Here is a 17,183-nt window from a genome sequence, read left to right on the forward strand (position 1 = left end):
GCTAGTATAGGCAAAATTTTTCAGTTCGCAAGCCCCGTCAGATTTTTTCCGGGGCTCGGCGGTCCCAGCGGATACCCGATGTTCAGCTTCTTCAAGAAAAAGCCCACCAGCGCCGAAACCGGCACCGTCTTCACCGAGGTGGGCTTTACCGACGTATTTCCCGCCAAGACACCGGCGCCCGAAGCCCCTGCGATGGTGGTGCCAGCGCCGGCGGCTCCGGTCGTGCCCCCCCCAGCAGCATCTCCCGCGCCCCCTGCTGCGGAGCCGGTGCCGCCACAACCCGCTGCGCCAGCCGTCGCGCCTGCACCCGCCGCGGTGCCGGTGGCAGTGCCTGCGCCTGTGGTGATCCAGCCCGAACTGCCCGCTGTCGCGGCCCCTGCACCTGTATCGCCGCCCGCGCTGGCTCCTCAAGAGGCCCCTGCTGCGGCGTCGGCGCCTGCACCGATTCCGGTTCCGCTGCCGGTCGTCGAGTCCCCCCAGTCGAAGCCCGAACCCAGCCGCGCCAGCTGGCTGAGCCGCCTGAAGGAAGGGCTGCGCAAGACCGGTAGCAGCCTGGCCAGCGTGTTCAGCCGCACCAAGATCGACGAGGCCCTGTACGAGGAGCTGGAGGAGGCCCTGCTGCTGGCCGACACCGGCGTCAAGGCCACCGAGTTCCTGCTTGAAGACCTGAAGCGCCGCGTGCGCGAGACGCGCACCACCGAGCCGCAGGCGGTCAAGGGCCTGCTGGTTGATTCCCTGAGCGAGCTGCTCAAGCCGCTGGAGCGTCCGCTCGAAATCGGCCGCCACGACCCGACCGTGATGATGGTCGTCGGCGTCAATGGCGCCGGCAAGACCACCAGCATCGGCAAGCTGACGCGCCATCTGCTGGAGGCCGAGCAAAAGGTGCTGATGGCGGCCGCCGACACCTTCCGCGCGGCCGCGCGCGAGCAGCTCGCCGTGTGGGCACAGCGCGCCGACGGCAGCGGCGTGCAAGTGCAAGGGGCGGGCTGGGTGGACATCGTCAGCCAGCAGGGCGGCGACCCGGCCGCGGTGACCTTCGACGCCGTGAACGCCGGCAAGGCGCGCGGCTGCGATGTGGTGATTGCCGACACCGCCGGCCGCCTCCCCACCCAGCTGCACCTGATGGAAGAGCTGAAGAAGATCAAGCGCGTCATCACCAAGGCGCAGCCCGATGCGCCGCATGAAGTGCTGCTGGTGGTGGACGGCAACACCGGTCAGAACGCGCTCACCCAGGTCAGGGCCTTTGACGACGCCCTGCAGCTGACGGGCCTGATCGTCACCAAGCTCGACGGCACGGCCAAGGGGGGCGTGCTGGCCGCCATCGCGCGCGAGCGGCCGGTGCCGGTCTACTTCATCGGCGTGGGCGAGAGGCTCGAAGACCTGCAGACCTTCAGCGCGCGCGAGTTCGCGCAGGCGCTGCTCAGCTGATCACAGCGGGCTGAGCCCCAGGGCCTGGCGCAGTTCATTCTCGTGCGGTACCCAGCCGGGCTGCCACTCCAGCACGTTCAGCCCGGCGGCGCGTAACACGCGCGCCAGGCGTTCGCGGCGCAGCTTGCCGCGCGGGCTTTCCTCGCGCGGGCACAGCAGCACGCAGGCGATGACCTGGCTGGTGCGGTCGCAAACGGCGAAATCGGCGCTCAGGCCGGAGATGCGTGACAGCCACTCGTTGTAGGAGCGCCGGTTCGGCACGCGCACCAGGCGGGCGAGCGGCAGGTGCACGAAAACCTGGCAATCCGGCAGGGATTGCAGCAGCTGGCCCTGGGCCAGGCGTTCGGATGCATTCAGCAGCCGGGCCGGCACGGGTGGCCACGCGGCCACGGTGTCATCGCTCTGGGTCTTGTGGCTGCGTTGCAGCGGCAGCCAGTTGCTCAGTCTTTGCAGCAGAGGTACTTCGGTCATGGGCCGCGAGGCTATGGCGCGGCCCGGCCCGCAGGGGCTACCAATGGTGAACGGCGCCCCCCGCAGGCATGGGAAGGGTTGCCCCGGTCGGGTTCACCCCATGCCGCCCGGCAGGCCCTTCATGCCGCCTAACTTCTTCATCATCTTGAAGAGGCCGCCGCCCTTCATCTTCTTCATCATGTCGCGCATCTGCTCGTACTGATTGAGCAGGCGGTTCACTTCCTGCACCTGCACGCCTGCGCCCTTGGCGATGCGCTTCTTGCGGGTGGCCTTGATGAGCTCGGGTTTGCGGCGCTCCAGCGGCGTCATCGAATGGATGATCCCGGTCATGCGCCGCATGTCCTTTTCGGCGCGCTCCATGTCGCCCGCACCGGCCTTGGCGGCGATCTGCGTGGGCAGCTTGTCCATCAGGCTGGACAGGCCCCCCATCTTCTTCATCTGCTGCAACTGCAGCAGGAAGTCGTCGAGCGTGAAGGCGTCGCCGGCCTTCAGCTTGTCAGCCAATTGCTTGGCCGACTCCATGTCCACGCCCTTGGTCACCTCCTCGACGAGGGCCACGATGTCGCCCATGCCGAGCACGCGACCGGCGTGGCGTTCGGCGTCGAAGGCCTCCAGGCCGTCGATCTTCTCGCTGACGCCGGCGAACTTGATTGGCACGCCGGTGATGGCGCGCACCGACAGCGCCGCACCGCCGCGCGAGTCGCCGTCCAGCTTGGTCAGTACGACGCCGGTCAGCGGCAGGGCCTCCTTGAAGGCCTTGGCGGTGTTGATGGCGTCCTGGCCCTGCATGGCGTCGACGACGAACAGGGTTTCGACCGGCTTGAGCGTGGCGTGCAGCTCGCGGATCTCGGCCATCAGCACTTCGTCGATCGCCAGCCGGCCGGCGGTGTCGACCAGCAGCACGTCGAAGTAGTGACGGCGCGCGTGGTCCAGCGCGGCCAGCGCGATGTCGCGCGGCTTCTGGTCCGGCGTGGAGGGGAACCATTCGGCGCCAGCCTGCTTGGTCACCGTTTTCAGCTGCTCGATGGCGGCGGGGCGGTAGACGTCGCCGCTGACCGTCAGCACCTTCTTCTTGCGCTTTTCGATCAGGTGCTTGGCCAGCTTGGCCGTGGTGGTCGTCTTGCCCGCGCCCTGCAGGCCGGCCATCAGGATCACGGCCGGCGGCTGGGTGTGCAGATTGATGTCCGAGGCGCCCGGCTTGAGCTGGCCCTTGTCATCCAGCTCGCCCATGGTGGCGGCGAGCTCCTTGTGCACGATGCCCACCAGGGCCTGACCCGGCGTGAGCGAACCCACCACCTCCTGGCCCAGCGCCTTGTCCTTGACGCGGCTGATGAAGTCGCGCACCACGGGCAGGGCCACGTCGGCTTCCAGCAGGGCCATGCGCACCTCGCGCAACATCTCCTGCACATTCGTTTCGGTGATGCGGGCCTGGCCGCGCATCGTCTTGACCAGCCGACTCAGGCGATCGGCAAGGGTGGAAGCCATCGGGGTGAGAGCGCGGGCCTGCGAAGGGGCGCCCGTAAACTAAAGACGACGATTTTATGGAGGGCGCGAGCCTGAACTCCTCAATGTGGCTGACTGGATGGAGCGCGCTGGCCTTGCTGGGCTATGCGCTGGCGGCCTGGGGGGCCAGCCCCGAGCGTGAACGCTGGATGCCGGCCCTGTGGCTGGCCTGGCCTGCCCACGCGGTGGCCTTGGTGTTCGATCTGGGGGGCATCGGCCAGTTGCCGGCGGGGGCGCGCTTCGGGTTTGCGCCGGCGCTGTCGCTGATGTTCTGGCTGGTCTGGGCGGTGGTGCTGATCGAAAGCCGCTTCCTGCCCCTGCAGTTCATGCGCCGCGTGCTGGCGATGCTGGCGGCCGTGGCGGTGGCCCTGGCCTGGGTCTTTCCCGGGCAGCTGCATGCAGCCGCCACGCCCTGGGCGCCGCTGCACTGGGTGCTCGGGCTGGTGTCCTATGGCCTGCTGGGCACGGCGGTGCTGCATGCCTGGCTGCTGGGCCGGGCCGAGCGCCAGATGCGCCACCCGGGCAGCGGGGGCGCGCCCGTGGGCCTGCCGCTGCTGCGTCTGGAGCGCCTGACCTTTCAATTTGTGGCGGCCAGCGTGCTGGTGCTGGGCCTGGCCCTGCTGCTCGGCGCAGCCCTGGGCGCGCCCTGGCACTGGGACCACAAGACCTTGTTTTCGCTGCTGGCCTGGTGCGTGCTGGCCGGCCTGCTGGCGGGCCGCCACTGGCTGGGTTGGCGCGGTGCCCAGGCCACCCGTTGGCTCTATGTGGGCGCGGCCCTGCTGCTGATGGCCTATGTGGGCTCGCGCTTTGTGTTGCAGGTCCTGCTGGGCCGGGTGGTCTGAACCATGCTGATGCGTCTGATCTTTTTTCTGCTCATGGGTGGGCTGCTCTGGCTGGCGTGGCGCAAGCTGAAGCCGCGCGATGCGGACGCGCCGCCCCCGCCGGCACCGGCGCCCGGCCCTGAGGTGATGCGCCGCTGTGCGGAGTGCGGCGTGCACATGCCCGAGAGCCAGGCCCTGCCCGGCCGTGGTGGGCATTTCTGCAGCGCGGCCCATCGCGACCAATTCGAAACGCGCGAGCCGCGCTGAGCCGGTTTGAGCCGCCCGAGCCCGCCTCTCGAGGGCATGGAGCCGACGGCCGCGCCCTTGCGCACCGCCCGCCTGCTCGAAGGCAGCTTCGCACGTCTGTACGCCGCCTTCCTGGCCGCCCGCGCCGCGCTGGGCGTCGCCCTGCTGCTGGTGCAGGCCAGCGGCTGGATGCTGGGCGGCCAGGCGCCTTCCGAGAGCCTGGCACTGTGCGCGCTCTATGCGGGGCTGACGCTGGTGCACGCCGTGTTGCCACGCCTGCGCCAGACCTCCAACCGCCGCAGCCTGGCGGCCATGAGCAGCCCGCGCTGGTGGGCCAGCATCGGCGTCGACCTGGCGACCTTCACGGCGCTGCAGGCCCTGCAGGGAGGCACGGGCCTGCCCGTCACGGCGCTGTTCTTCCTGCCGGTGATGACGGCGGGTGTGCTGTCCTCGCGGCGTGCCGCGCTCGCCTCGGCGGCCATGGCCACCCTGGGGCTGCTGGGCGGCTTGCTGTGGGCGGACATCAGCGGCAGCGAGCTGAGCCCGCGCTTCATGCAGGCCGGCGTGGCGGGCAGCGGCTACTTCGTCGTGGCCCTGCTCACGGCCGAACTGGCCGCGCGCTTGGCGCGCGAGCAGCTCAGTGCGCGCGGCAGCGAGGCCCTGGCGCGCCAGCAGGCGGCGCTGAACCAGCTGGTCATCGACGAGATGCAGGAAGGCGTGCTCGTGGTGGATCGCCGCCTGCAGGTGCGCACCGCCAACCCCGCGGCCCGCAAGCTGCTGGGGCAGGCCGAGCCCGTGGAGCCACCGCCCTTTGCCCTGCCCGATCAAACAGCCTGGGCCGGCCTGGTGGACACGGTGGAGCTGGCCTTCGCGGGCTCGCCCGGCGCCGAGTTGCGCGAGGTCACGCTCGGCTTCCCGGCCGCGCCCGCCCGCACGCTGCGCGTGCGCAGCCGGCTCACGCCCGGTGGGGAGCCGGAAGGCGGTGAGGACCTGTGCGTGCTGCTGCTGGAAGACCGTGCCACCCTGATGGCCCGCATGCGCCAGGAGCGCATGGCCGCCATGGGCCGCATGTCGGCCGGCATCGCGCACGAGATCCGCAACCCGCTGGCGGCCATCTCGCAGGCCAATGCCCTGCTGGCCGAGGATGTGCCTGACCCGGGTGCGCAGCGCCTCACCGATCTGGTGGCGGCGAATGTGGCGCGGCTCAAGCGCATCGTTGACGACGTGATGGTGCTGGCGGCATCGCCCGACATGGCGCTGGTGCGCCTGGATGCCGTTGCCAGCAGCCGCGAGATCGCGCAGGACTGGTCGCGCACGCAGGGTCTGTTTGCCGGACGCGCGCTGCGCCTGGAACTGCCCGACGAGACCCTGCCGGTGCGCTTTGATGCCGAGCACTGGCGGCGCGTGCTGGTCAATTTGCTGGACAACGCCTGGCGGCATGCGCAGGAAGCCGCCCAGGCCCCCGATGCGCCGGCCGATTCGCCCTGGATCGTCATGCAGGTGCAGCCCGAGGCCGGCGGGGCGCTGGTGCGCGTCTTCAACCCCGGGCCGGCCATCCGCCCAGAAATTGAACGCCATCTGTTCGAGCCCTTCTATTCCAGCCGCAGCCGCGGCTCGGGCCTGGGTCTCTACATCTGCCGCGAGCTCTGCGAGCGCTACCGCGCGCGCATCGACTATCGCGCCATGGCCCTGCACGAAGTGCCCGGCAACGCCTTCGAAGTCCATCTGCAGTCCGAGAATCCTGCGTGACGGCCCCTGGCCTGCCCTTCGCCACCCGCCCCAAGGGGGCCTCCGCCTGTGAGCATGAAGCCAATGACCGCCAATGACTGCCAATGACCGCTTGCTCGTCGTCGATGACGAGCCCGACCTGCGCACGCTCTACGAGCTGACCTTGCTGCGCGAGGGCTACAGCCTGGTCAGCGCCGAGACGGTGGCCGAGGCCATGGCGCTGCTGCAGTCCGAGCGCTTCGCCGTCGTCATCACCGACATGCGCCTGCCCGACGGCTCGGGCCTGGACCTGCTGGCCTGGCTGGAGCAGCAGGGGCGCAACGAGCGCGCCATCGTCATCACCGCCCACGGCTCGGCCGAGAACGCCGTCGAGGCCCTGAAGGCCGGCGCCTTCGACTACCTGACCAAGCCGGTGGACCTGCGTCAGTTCCGCAGCGTGGTGGCCACCGCGCTGGGGCGCGAGCCCGGTCGCCCGGCGCCGCGGCGTGAGGAGGCCGCCCCCCGTGCGAGCAGCAGCAGCGGTGCGCTGGCGCGCCTGGCCGGGCGTTCGCCGGCGATGGAGCAGGTGCGTGAGCTGATCCGCAAGGTCGGGCGCTCGATGGCGCCAGTGCTCTTGCAGGGCGAATCGGGCACCGGCAAGGAACTGGTGGCGCGCGCCATCCATGGTGAGGGCACGCGGGCCAACCAGCCCTTCATCGCAGTCAACTGCGGTGCCATACCGGAGCAGTTGTTGGAGGCCGAGTTCTTCGGCTACCGCAAGGGCGCCTTCACGGGCGCCAGCGAAGACCGCGAGGGCTTCTTCCAGGCCGCGCAGGGCGGCACCCTGTTCCTCGACGAGATCGGCGACCTGCCGCTGGCCATGCAGAGCAAGCTGCTGCGCGCCATCCAGGAGCGCTCGGTACGGCCGGTCGGTGCGGTCAGCGAGACGCCCGTCAACCTGCGCCTGCTCAGTGCCACGCACAAGGACCTGGCCGCCGAGGTGCAGGCCGGCCGCTTCCGCCAGGATCTGTACTACCGGCTCAACGTCATCCAGATCCGCGTGCCACCGCTGCGTGAGCGCCTGGCCGACCTGCCCGACATCGGCACCAGCCTGCTGGAGCGCATTGCGCGCGACGCCGGCGTGCACCCGGTGCCGCGCCTGAGCCCGGGCGCGCTGGCGCGGCTCTCGGCCTACGCCTTCCCTGGCAATGTGCGCGAGCTGGAAAACGTGCTGCACCGCGCGCTGGCGCTTTCGGGCGCCAGCGAGCTGCAGGCCGAGGACCTGGACCTGCCGGACTGCGTGTCCGGCGAGGACTCCGCCTTTGGGGGCCTGGCGCCGCTGGGCCAGCCGGCCGCGGCGGCTGCGGAAGAAGAGGCCGGGCTGCCGCTGGATCTGACCCAGTACCTGGACGAGGTGGAACGCCGCGTGCTGCTGCGCGCCCTGGCCGAGTACCGCTTCAACCGCACCGCGGCGGGCGCGCGCCTGGGCCTGTCGCTGCGCCAGATGCGCTACCGCATGGCACGCCTGGGCATCCAGGTGGACGATTGCGAAGCGCGCGATGCCGGCTGAGGGTCGATGGCAGGGCCGTTGGCAGGAAGGGTGGTGGTCGGCGGCGCGCGCCTGCCCCTCTCCCAACCAGGGGCCGCGGCCGCCCGCTGTGCCGGTCGATCTGGTGGTGCTGCACTCGATCAGCCTGCCGGCCGGTCAGTACGGCGGCCCGCAGGTCGAGGACCTGTTCCTGAACCGTCTGGATTGCGCCGCCCATCCAAGCTTCGAGTCCTTGCGTGGTGTCCAGGTGTCGGCGCACTTCCTGGTGCGGCGTGACGGCGAGCTGCTGCAGTTCGTGGCCGTGGACCGGCGTGCTTGGCATGCCGGGGTGTCGCAGTTCCAGGGCCGCGAGAACTGCAATGACTTCTCCGTCGGCATCGAACTGGAAGGCCTGGAGGGCCAGCAGTTCGAACCGGCCCAGTACCGCGCCCTGGTGCACCTGCTGCGCGCCCTGCGCAGCCAGGTGCCGCTGCGCCATGTGGTGGGGCACGAGCATGTGGCGCCCGGCCGCAAGAGCGACCCCGGCCCGGGCTTTGACTGGCTGCAGCTGCAGCGGCGCCTGCGCTGGAGCGTGGGGCGCTTCCCGTTTATTGCCTAGCGCCTGTTCAGGCGACCGGCGTCAACTTGGCGCGCTCCAACTCGCGCACGCGCAGCTGCCAACCCAGCCAAAAGGGCAGAGGGATCATCAGCCAGACCATCGAAAGCGGAGACCCCAGGACTTCGGTGGACGCGCCTTCAGGGGCGAGCAGCCAGGGCATGGGCGCCACCATGCAGCTGAGCAGGCCGGCCATGACCAAGGCGCGCAGACCTCCGGCCTTGTCTTCCGGCTCGCCCTGCCAGGACTGCCAGATGATGCCCAGAAGGCCCAGCCAACCCAGGCTGGCGCACAGGAACCACAGGCCATGCCAGGGCGCCAGCCAGGCGCTCTCCGCGGGCACGGGCTTGCCCATCAGGGCCATTGCCCCCAAGGTGCCATGCGAGGCGAGCGCGTAGCCGTGCAGCAGTGCAAACAGCAGGCCCAGCAGCACGCCAAGCAGGCGCATCGAGGGATCGGCGTCAGCCGCAACGGGCTCGGGTTCTAGCCCTAGGGGCCGGGTATCCAGGCCGCCGGGGTGGGTGTCTTGAAAAGGCCTCATGGTCGTTGCAATCTGCGCAGGCGTCCGGGAGTGTGGCCCGCCGCCCCAAGGCTCGCCAAGTCCGAACCTGCCGTTCGGGCGCGGGTGGCGGGCCTTTGGTCGGGTGGGCTGCGGCGCCCGCTGGCGTTCAGTGACGGAAGTGGCGCACGCCGGTGAAGACCATGGCGATGCCGCGTTCGTTGGCGGCGGCGATGACTTCCTCGTCGCGCATAGAGCCACCGGGCTGGATGACGCAGCTCGCGCCGGCATCCGCCAGCACGTCCAGGCCGTCGCGGAAGGGGAAGAAGGCGTCGCTGGCCACCACCGCGCCCTGCAGGCTCAAGCCCGCGTTGGCGGCCTTGATGGCGGCGATCTTGGTGGAGTCCACGCGGCTCATCTGGCCGGCACCCACACCCAGGGTCATGCCGCCGCCGCAGAAGACGATGGCATTGCTCTTCACGTACTGCGCCACGGTCCAGGCGAACATCAGGTCGTCCAGCTGCTGGGCCGAGGGCTGCAGGCTGGTGACGACCTTCAGGTCTTCCTGCTTGAGGAAGTGGTTGTCGGCGCTCTGCAGCAGCAGGCCCGAGCCGACGCGCTTGCTGTCACCGGCGTTGCGGCCCTGCAGCCAGGGCGTGGCCCCGCCGGGAGGCAGCTCGATCTGCAGCAGGCGCACGTTCACCTTGGACTTGAAGACCGCCAGCGCCTCGGCCGTGAAGTCCGGCGCCATCAACACCTCGACGAACTGCTTGCTCACCAACTCGGCGGCCGCGCCGTCCACCGGGCGGTTGAAGGCAATGATGCCGCCGAAGGCCGAGGTCGGATCGGTCTTGAAGGCCTTGGCATAGGCCTCGGCCGCGCTGGCGGCGACGGCCACGCCGCAGGGGTTGGCGTGCTTGACGATCACGCAGGCCGGGGCGCTGAAGCTCTTCACGCATTCCCAGGCGGCGTCGGAGTCGGCGATGTTGTTGTATGAGAGCTCCTTGCCCTGCAGCTGCTTGCCCGTCACCAGCGAGCCGGGGGCGGGGAAGAGGTCGCGGTAGAGGGCGGCGCTCTGGTGGCTGTTCTCGCCGTAACGCAGGTCCTGCACTTTGACGAAGCAGCTGTTCATCTGGCCCGGGTACTCGCTGCGGCTGCCGTCGGCCTGCACGCTGCTGAGGTAGTTGCTGATGGCGGCGTCGTACTGGGCGATGCGGTTGAAGGCGGCCACGCTGAGCTTGAAGCGGGTGGCGTCGCTGGTCTTGCCGCCGGCCTTGAGCTCGGCCAGCACCTCGGCGTACTGGGCGGCGTCGGTCAGCACCGACACATCCTTCCAGTTCTTGGCCGCGCTGCGCACCATGGCCGGGCCGCCGATGTCGATGTTTTCGATCGCGTCCTCCAGCGTGCAACCCGGCTTGGCCACCGTGGCCTCGAAGGGGTAGAGGTTGACGGCCAGGATGTCGATGCGGGTGATGCCGTGCTGCTGCATCGCGGCCACATGCTCGGGCAGGTCGCCGCGCGCCAGCAGGCCGCCGTGGATCTTCGGGTGCAGGGTCTTGACGCGGCCGTCCATCATTTCGGGAAAGCCGGTGTGCTCGGCCACCTCGGTGACGGGCAGGCCGTTGTCGGCCAGCAGCTTGGCGGTGCCGCCGGTGCTGAGCAGCTTGCAGCCCAGGGCATGCAGGCCCTGGGCAAATTCGAGGATGCCGGTCTTGTCGGAGACCGAGAGCAGGGCGGTGAGGGCCATGGGCTGTCCTTAGAGGAGGTTGTGATCTGTGAGCTTGCGACGCAGGGTGTTGCGGTTGATGCCCAGCCACTCGGCGGCGCGGCTCTGGTTGCCTTCGCAACGCGCCATCACCACTTCGAGCAGGGGCTTCTCACACAGCTTGATCACCATGTCGTGCAGGGAATGCGGGGTCTCGCCGTCGAGGTCGCGGAAGTAGGCTTCCAGGTTCTCGCGCACGCAGACGTCGATGGGCTTGAGGTCCATTGCTTGTCGTTCTTCGGGTTCAGGCGCACAGGGCCTGGCTGTCGTTGGCGGCGGGCAGGCGCTCGAACTGTTGGCCCAGGCGCGTGAAGGTGTCGCGCAGCCAGGCCTGCTGGGCTGCGCTGCTGTCGAGCTGGTTCATCTGCTGGCGCAGGTCCTCTCCCTGCGGCAGGCCCTTCAAGGTCCAGCCGATGTGCTTGCGCGCGCTGCGCGTGCCGCTGAACTCGCCGTACAGGCCGTAGTGCTCGTCCAGGTGTTCGAGCAGCCAGTCCAGCACCTCGTCCACGCGCGGCGCCGGGCGGTGCGTGCCATGGGCGAAGAAGTGCAGGATGTCGCCAAAGATCCAGGGCCGGCCCTGGGCGGCGCGGCCGATCATCAGCGCGTCTGCCCCCGTGGCCGCCAGCACGGCGGCGGCCTTCTCGGGCGAGTCGATGTCGCCATTGGCAACGACCGGAATCTTCAGCGCCCGCTTGACCGCCGCGATGGTTTCGTACTCCGCCTCGCCGCCATAGCCTTGCTCGCGCGTGCGGCCATGGATGGTCAGCAGCTGGATGCCGCGTGCTTCGGCGCCCAGCGCGATGGACAAGGCGTTCTTGTGCGACTGACACCAGCCGGTGCGCATCTTCAGCGTCACGGGCACATCGCGGGCGGCCTGCACCACGGCCTCGATGATCGCCAGCGCGAGCGGCTCGTCCTGCATCAGCGCCGAGCCGGCCCATTTGGTGCAGACCTTCTTGGCCGGGCAGCCCATGTTGATGTCGATGATCTGGGCGCCGCGCTCGATGTTGTAGCGCGCCGCCTCGGCCATCTCGGCCGGGTCCACGCCGGCGATCTGCACGGCGATGGGCGCGGTCTCGCCCTGGTGGTCGGCGCGGCGGCTGGTTTTCAGGCTGTTCCACAGCGCCTTCTGGCTGGTCACCATCTCGCTCACCGCATGGCCCGCGCCCAGGCGCTTGCAAAGCTTGCGGAACGGACGGTCCGTCACCCCCGCCATGGGCGCAACGAACAGCCGGTTCGGCAGTTCGTGATTGCCGATGCGCAGGGGGGTGGAGACCAAGGGGAACTGCCTAAAAAAGGGGCAGAAGTGTAACTGCGTGCGGTTTTTCGACCCCGGTCAGAATCCGCGCCCCATGGAAGCTTGGTTGTCCACCCACATTGCCGCCCTGCTGGCCTGGCTGGCGCTGCCCGCCGTGGGGCTGCCGGCGGTGTTCCTGGTGGCGCTGGTCTCGGCCACGCTGCTGCCCATGGGTTCGGAGCCGGTGGTGTTCGCGCTCATCCAGGCCGACCCGGCGCTGTTCTGGCCGGCCATCGGGGTCGCCACGCTGGGCAACACGCTGGGCGGCGGCATCAGCTGGGGCATGGGCTATGGCGCCGAGCGCGGCTACGAGCGCTGGCGCCAGCACCAGCCGCGCCACCCACGCCTGCTGCAGCTGCTGCAGCGCTTCGGCCCCAAGGCCTGCCTGCTTTCCTGGCTGCCGGTGGTGGGCGACCCGCTGTGCGCCGTGGCCGGCTGGCTGCGCCTGCCCTTCTGGCCCTGCCTGCTGTACATGGCCATCGGCAAGTTTTTGCGCTACCTCCTGATGACTTCCGCGCTGCTGTGGGTCTGGCCCGCAGAATGGACGCTTCCGTAGATTGGATCCAAACATGAACGCCTACGCCGACCTCGTCCGCCGCCACCAGCGCATGCACCGCCTGGGGCATCTGCAGTCCATCGCCTCCTGGGATCAGCAGTCTTTCATGCCGCCCAAGGGCAACGAGGCGCGCGCCGCGGCGCTGGCCGAGATGGGTGGCCTGCTGCACGAACTGGCCACCGCGCCCGAGCTGAAGAGCCTGCTGGAAGAGGCCGAGGGCGAGGGCCTGGGGGATTTCGAGCGGGCCTCGCTGCGCGAGATGAAGCGCAGCTGGCGCGCCAGCAACGCGCTGCCGCAGGCCCTGGTGGAGGCCATGAGCCTGGCCGCCTCGCGCAGCGGCCACGCCTGGCGCGAACAGCGCAAGGCCAACGACTGGAAGGGCCATCTGCCCAATCTCAAGGAAGTGGTGAAGCTGACGCGCGAGGCTGCCGGCCACCTCAGCCAGGCCACCGGCCTCTCCAAGTACGACGCCCTGCTCGACCAGTACGAGCCCGGCATGCGAAGCGCCGACATCGACCGCGTGTTCGGCGACCTGCGCCAGTGGCTGCCCGGCCTGATCCGTGACGTGCAGGCGCGCCAGGCCAGCGAGACCGTGATCCAGCCGGTCGGCCCCTTCGACAAGGCCGCGCAGCGCGAACTGGGCCTGGCGGCGATGAAGCTGATGGGCTTCGACTTCGAGGCCGGGCGCCTGGACGAATCGGCCCACCCGTTCTGCGGCGGCGTGCCCGAAGACGTGCGCATGACCACGCGCTACAAGGAAGACGACGCGCTGCCCGCGCTGATGGGCGTGATCCACGAGACCGGCCACGGCCGCTATGAGCAGAACCTGCCGCGCGAGTGGCTGGGCCTGCCGATCGCCAACGCGCGCTCCATGGGTCTGCACGAGAGCCAGTCGCTCAGCTTCGAGATGCAGCTGGGCTCGCACCCGGGCTTCGCGCAGCAGCTCTCGCCGCTCTTGATGAAGCACCTGGGTGCGCAAGCCGCCTGGGAGCCCGAGAACCTGCACAAGCTGCTGACGCGCGTGAAGCCGGGCTTCATCCGCGTGGATGCCGACGAGGTCACCTACCCCTGCCACGTGATCCTGCGCTACGAGATCGAGCGCCCCTTGGTGGAGGGCGAGATCGAGTGCGAGGACATCCCCGCGCTGTGGAACGCCAAGATGCAGGAGCTGCTGGGCCTCTCCACCGAAGGCAACTACACCAACGGCTGCATGCAGGACGTGCACTGGCCCGAGGGCCTGATCGGCTACTTCCCCTGCTACACCCTGGGCGCCATGTACGCCGCGCAGTGGTTCGCCACCATGCGCAAGGAGATCCCGGGCCTGGACGCCGGCATCGCGCGCGGCGAGCTCCAGCCGGTGTTCAGCTGGCTGCAGACCAAGATCTGGAGCCAGGGCTCGCGCTGGGAAACGCCGGAGCTGGTGAGAAAAGCCAGCGGTGAGGTGCTGAACCCCGCGCACTTCCAGGCGCACCTGCGCTCACGGTATCTGGGCTGAATGAGCAAGGGGCGCCGCGGCGCCCCTTGTTTCGTCCTGGATCAGTTCCAGTCGGGGATCACCGACTTCGGACGCCGCATCTGCGCGCGCAGCAGCGCGCCGGGCTCCAGCTTCAGGTTCACATTGCGCGGCGGAATCGGCTGCATGAACCAGCGCTCGTACATCTTCTGGTACTCGCCCGACTGGAAGATGCGCTCCAACTCCTTGTTCACGGCGCGCTGGAAGTCGGCGTCGCCCTTCTTGAACATCAGCGCATAGGGCTCAACGCTGAGCTGCTCGCCCACGATCTCCCAGGCGCGGGGGTTGCGGTCGGAAGCGCGCATGCCCACCAGCAGCACGTTTTCCAGCGCCCAGGCATCGGCCTTGCCATTGTTCAGGTGACGGAAGGATTCGGCGAAGTCCGCGCCCTCGATGACGTTGAACTTCAGGTCCTTGGTCAGCTTGTGGCGGGCCAGCACGTCGCGCGCGCTGGTGCCGGCGGTGACGGTGACGCTGCGCTTGGCGATGTCCTTCCAGTCCTTCACACCCGCATTCACGCGCGTCATCAGCTGCACGCCGGCATAGAAGTGGTGGTGGCTGAAGCTCACCTCTTCGCGGCGCTGCCGCGTGTCGGTGGTGCTGCTGCACTCGATGTCGGCCTTGCCCTGCTGGATCGCGTGGATGGCCTCGGCGGCTGGCACCGCCACGTAGCGAATGCGCAGGTCGTGCAGGTTCAGATCGCGCTTCAGGCCCTGGGCGATTTCCTTGCACAGGTCGATGGCCAGGCCGACCGGCTCCTTCTGGCCCGGCAGCACGTAGGAGAAGGGCATCGCACCGTCACGGTAGGCCACCGTCAGGGTGCTGCTGCGCTCGATGCGGCCGAGAGTCTGTGCCTGGGCTCCCAGGCTCGCGGCGGCCAGCATGGCAAGGACGACCAGGTGGGGAAGGCGTTGCATGCGATCGATCTCCAGGGCCCACCAAGGGGCCATTGCGCGGCGAATGTAGCGGTTGCTCACAGCTTGTTTCAGTGCGGGCGGGCGCAGGGAAACCCGTAGCGCGCCGCATGCGGAGCGGGCCGGCGTGAGGTATTGCCTTCCCGGCTGCCCCGCCCCGCTGGGCCTCAGGCGCTGCCGCTGAGCGAGCCCGAGTGATCGACCCGGCTCTCCAGCAGGCTGAGGATCTCGTCCAGATGCAGCAGCGCCCGCTCGGTGGGGGTGTGGCTGGGGGTGTCCCAGACGTCCACCAGCACCCGCGTCGGGTCGAGCAGGCGGTCCTCGCGCAGGTCCAGGTGGTGGCGCGCCAGCACGGGCTTGAGCTTGGGCGCGCGGCGCAGCAGGTCGGCGCGCGTGGCCTGGTAGGCGTGCTCGGCCAGCTCGCGGCGGTGGCGGTAGCTGAAGGTGTTGGCCAGGAAGAGCTCGGCGTCGCGGTGGTCGGGCTCGAAGAACACGATGTCGGTGTTCGGGTGCGTCTTGGAATAGGCCTTCATGCCCAGTTCCAGGCGCGAGTGGATGAGCGAGCGCAGCATCTGGCTCAGCACCACCGGCATGCCGCCGTCCACCAGCTTGGGGATGCGCGGCTTGGCGCGCAGGTGGCCGTCGTCGGCGCTCACCTCGTAGGGCACCAGCGGGTTGAGCATGAACAGCAGGTCGATGCCCTGATCCAGCAGCAGGCTGCCGTGCATGGTCTTCTTGAGCGCGCCATCCACCAGGTGGCGGCCGTCGATTTCCACCGGCGGGTACAGGCCGGGCAACGCGGCGCTGGCTTGCACGGCACGGCTGATGGGCACGTGGTCCCAGCCCGGGCGGCCGAAGGCGATGGTCTCGCCGGAGTCCAGGTCGGTGGCTACCAGCAGCAGGCGCTTCTTCAGCTCGCGGAAGTCGTCGCTGCGGCCGGGCAGGCTGAACATGGCCTTGAGCTGGGCGGCCAGCGCGTCGCTGTTCAGCAAGCCGGTGGGCAGGGCGCGGCCCAGCAGCTCCAGCGCGCCCAGCAGCGAGCGACGCTCCACCAGCACGCGCCACAGCGCCTCGCCCACCAGCTGGGGCAGGCGCTTGATGCGCTCGGCGTACTCGTTCCAGTGCGGGTGCAGCAGCACCGCGGGGTCGAAGTGGTCGGGCGGGGCCGAGCTGTTCTCGATGAAGCCGGCGCAAAGCTCGCGCGGCGTCAGGCCATTGGCCAGGCAGGCGGCAATGATGCCGCCGGCGCTCACGCCGATGAAGCCGGTGCAGTCGCTGAAGTCCAGGCCTTCGATCGACTCCTCGAGCGCACAAAGGGCGCCGACCTCGTAGATCGCGCCCAGCGGCCCGCCGCCGGCCAGGGCCAGGCCGATGCGGGGCTTGCGGGCGGTCGTGGGACGCTTGGCGTTCATGCGGGGGCGGACTGTAGGCAGCGGCAGCGGGGCTGCGGGCTCGGGCTTACCCCGGCAGATGGGGGGCGAGGCCGGAAAGACAACGCCGTGAACCCGGGCGTGCAGCGACGGAGTTCACGGCGTCTGAGGCGTCCAGGCGCGGCATCACGCCGCGCTGGGATCAGGCCTGAGCGGCTTCAGCGGCCGGAGCGGCCACGGGCGCGGCGGGCTTGGCGGCAGCCTTGCGGGGCGCGGTGGCGCGCTTGGCCGGGGCCTTGGGCCCAGCAGCCTTCTTGGCCACGGGCTTGGCGGCCGGCTTGGCAGCGGCCTTCTTGGCTACCGGCTTGGCGGCGGGCTTGGCAGCAGCCTTCTTGGCCACCGGCTTGGCGGCTGCCTTCGGCTCGGCCTTCTTGGCCGGCTTGCTGGCCTTCTTGCTCGGGGCGAAGCCGACGGCGGCCGACAGCGCATCGATGCGGGCGATCAGCGAGCCGATGTCCTTGCCGCTGGGCACGCCCAGGCTCTTCAGGGCGCGGGCGACGCGCTCTTCGAAGATGCTTTCCAGCTTGTCCCACTGCTGGCCGGCCTTGGAGCCGACTTCATTGGCCATGCCGGTCATCTTGCTGGCCACGGCGCCGAACTTCTGCTCGGCCAGGTTCTGGGTCTTCTTTTGCAGGTTCATGCCTTCCTTCACCAGGGCATCGAACACCTTGCCGCCTTCGCCTTGGGTCTTGCTGAAGGCGGCCAGGCCGGCGGCCCAGATCTGCTGTGCGGAATCACGCACGTTCTGAGCGATCTGACCGTCCAGCAGGTGGGCGGGGTTGAAGCCATTGGCCGCGGGAGCGGCCTTCTTGCCGGCCATCTTCTGCAGTTTCTTGACCATGTGTTTCTCCTGGCAGGGTGTGAGTGGAACGCCGCAGGCACCCTGCGA

The 17,183-nt window shown here is 69.4% G+C and carries 17 protein-coding genes; 8 read left to right on the top strand and 9 right to left on the bottom strand.

Features of this window, described 5'->3' with window-relative positions:
- The first annotated feature begins 78 nt into the window (after positions 1–78).
- The gene (gene ftsY / locus ACE3QP_RS07425; RefSeq protein ID WP_374434856.1) at positions 79–1,428 is read left to right on the top strand and encodes a signal recognition particle-docking protein FtsY; all 1,350 of its coding nucleotides are present in this window, start codon (positions 79–81) and stop codon (positions 1,426–1,428) included.
- Here ftsY and ACE3QP_RS07430 read toward each other — a convergent pair whose 3' ends face one another.
- Positions 1,429–1,899, bottom strand: a complete 471-nt coding sequence (locus ACE3QP_RS07430) for a DUF2726 domain-containing protein (RefSeq protein WP_374434857.1) — start codon at positions 1,897–1,899, stop codon at positions 1,429–1,431.
- 93 nt (positions 1,900–1,992) lie between these two features.
- Positions 1,993–3,384 carry a signal recognition particle protein gene (gene ffh, locus ACE3QP_RS07435; RefSeq protein WP_374434858.1) on the bottom strand — a complete coding sequence of 464 codons (1,392 nt, stop codon included), beginning with the start codon at positions 3,382–3,384 and terminating at the stop codon, positions 1,993–1,995.
- 83 nt (positions 3,385–3,467) lie between these two features.
- Here ffh and ACE3QP_RS07440 point away from each other — a divergent pair, with 83 nt between their 5' ends.
- The 5 genes from ACE3QP_RS07440 (at position 3,468) to ampD (ending at position 8,323) form a co-directional block, all read left to right on the top strand.
- Positions 3,468–4,244 carry an inner membrane protein YpjD gene (locus ACE3QP_RS07440; protein ID WP_374434859.1) on the top strand — a complete coding sequence of 259 codons (777 nt, stop codon included), beginning with the start codon at positions 3,468–3,470 and terminating at the stop codon, positions 4,242–4,244.
- Positions 4,245–4,253: 9 nt separating this feature from the next.
- Positions 4,254–4,490 carry a PP0621 family protein gene (locus ACE3QP_RS07445; RefSeq protein WP_374434860.1) on the top strand — a complete coding sequence of 79 codons (237 nt, stop codon included), beginning with the start codon at positions 4,254–4,256 and terminating at the stop codon, positions 4,488–4,490.
- Positions 4,491–4,526: 36 nt separating this feature from the next.
- Positions 4,527–6,218 carry a PAS domain-containing sensor histidine kinase gene (locus ACE3QP_RS07450; protein ID WP_374434861.1) on the top strand — a complete coding sequence of 564 codons (1,692 nt, stop codon included), beginning with the start codon at positions 4,527–4,529 and terminating at the stop codon, positions 6,216–6,218.
- Between the two features lie 73 nt (positions 6,219–6,291).
- A complete protein-coding gene (locus ACE3QP_RS07455) occupies positions 6,292–7,746 on the top strand; it encodes a sigma-54-dependent transcriptional regulator (protein WP_374434862.1) in 1,455 nt (484 codons plus the stop codon).
- Entirely contained in the window at positions 7,736–8,323 is a 588-nt protein-coding gene (gene ampD / locus ACE3QP_RS07460; RefSeq protein WP_374434863.1) for a 1,6-anhydro-N-acetylmuramyl-L-alanine amidase AmpD, read from the top strand. Before ACE3QP_RS07455 ends, ampD begins: the two co-directional genes overlap by 11 nt.
- Before the next feature lie 7 nt (positions 8,324–8,330).
- Here the strand turns inward: ampD and ACE3QP_RS07465 are convergent, their stop codons facing one another.
- The 4 genes from ACE3QP_RS07465 to dusB form a co-directional block, all read right to left on the bottom strand.
- The gene (locus ACE3QP_RS07465) at positions 8,331–8,861 is read right to left on the bottom strand and encodes a hypothetical protein (RefSeq protein ID WP_374434864.1); all 531 of its coding nucleotides are present in this window, start codon (positions 8,859–8,861) and stop codon (positions 8,331–8,333) included.
- A gap of 127 nt (positions 8,862–8,988) precedes the next feature.
- Complete coding sequence (gene purH, locus ACE3QP_RS07470) at positions 8,989–10,566, bottom strand: bifunctional phosphoribosylaminoimidazolecarboxamide formyltransferase/IMP cyclohydrolase (protein ID WP_374434865.1); 1,578 nt, start codon at positions 10,564–10,566, stop codon at positions 8,989–8,991.
- Between the two features lie 9 nt (positions 10,567–10,575).
- The gene (locus ACE3QP_RS07475; RefSeq protein WP_374434867.1) at positions 10,576–10,809 is read right to left on the bottom strand and encodes a helix-turn-helix domain-containing protein; all 234 of its coding nucleotides are present in this window, start codon (positions 10,807–10,809) and stop codon (positions 10,576–10,578) included.
- Between the two features lie 19 nt (positions 10,810–10,828).
- On the bottom strand, positions 10,829–11,848 hold the full coding sequence (gene dusB / locus ACE3QP_RS07480) for a tRNA dihydrouridine synthase DusB (protein ID WP_374434905.1): 1,020 nt from the start codon (positions 11,846–11,848) through the stop codon (positions 10,829–10,831).
- Positions 11,849–11,936: 88 nt separating this feature from the next.
- Between dusB and ACE3QP_RS07485 the strand changes: the two genes are divergently transcribed.
- Positions 11,937–12,437: a YqaA family protein gene (locus tag ACE3QP_RS07485; protein ID WP_374434868.1), complete on the top strand. Its 501-nt coding sequence runs from the start codon at positions 11,937–11,939 to the stop codon at positions 12,435–12,437.
- 13 nt (positions 12,438–12,450) lie between these two features.
- Positions 12,451–13,932: a carboxypeptidase M32 gene (locus ACE3QP_RS07490; protein WP_374434869.1), complete on the top strand. Its 1,482-nt coding sequence runs from the start codon at positions 12,451–12,453 to the stop codon at positions 13,930–13,932.
- Between the two features lie 41 nt (positions 13,933–13,973).
- On the opposite strand, the gene ACE3QP_RS07495 is transcribed toward ACE3QP_RS07490, so the two are convergent.
- The 3 genes from ACE3QP_RS07495 to ACE3QP_RS07505 all read right to left on the bottom strand — a co-directional run bounded on the left by ACE3QP_RS07495 (position 13,974) and on the right by ACE3QP_RS07505 (position 17,135).
- Positions 13,974–14,867, bottom strand: a complete 894-nt coding sequence (locus ACE3QP_RS07495) for an amino acid ABC transporter substrate-binding protein (RefSeq protein WP_198112735.1) — start codon at positions 14,865–14,867, stop codon at positions 13,974–13,976.
- Positions 14,868–15,031: 164 nt separating this feature from the next.
- Entirely contained in the window at positions 15,032–16,276 is a 1,245-nt protein-coding gene (locus tag ACE3QP_RS07500) for a patatin-like phospholipase family protein (protein ID WP_374434870.1), read from the bottom strand.
- Positions 16,277–16,436: 160 nt separating this feature from the next.
- Positions 16,437–17,135, bottom strand: coding sequence for a phasin family protein (locus ACE3QP_RS07505; RefSeq protein ID WP_374434871.1), 699 nt, complete (start codon positions 17,133–17,135; stop codon positions 16,437–16,439).
- Between the last annotated feature and the right edge of the window lie 48 nt (positions 17,136–17,183).

This window comes from Inhella sp., from assembly GCF_041912635.1.
Classification (GTDB): domain Bacteria; phylum Pseudomonadota; class Gammaproteobacteria; order Burkholderiales; family Burkholderiaceae_C; genus Inhella.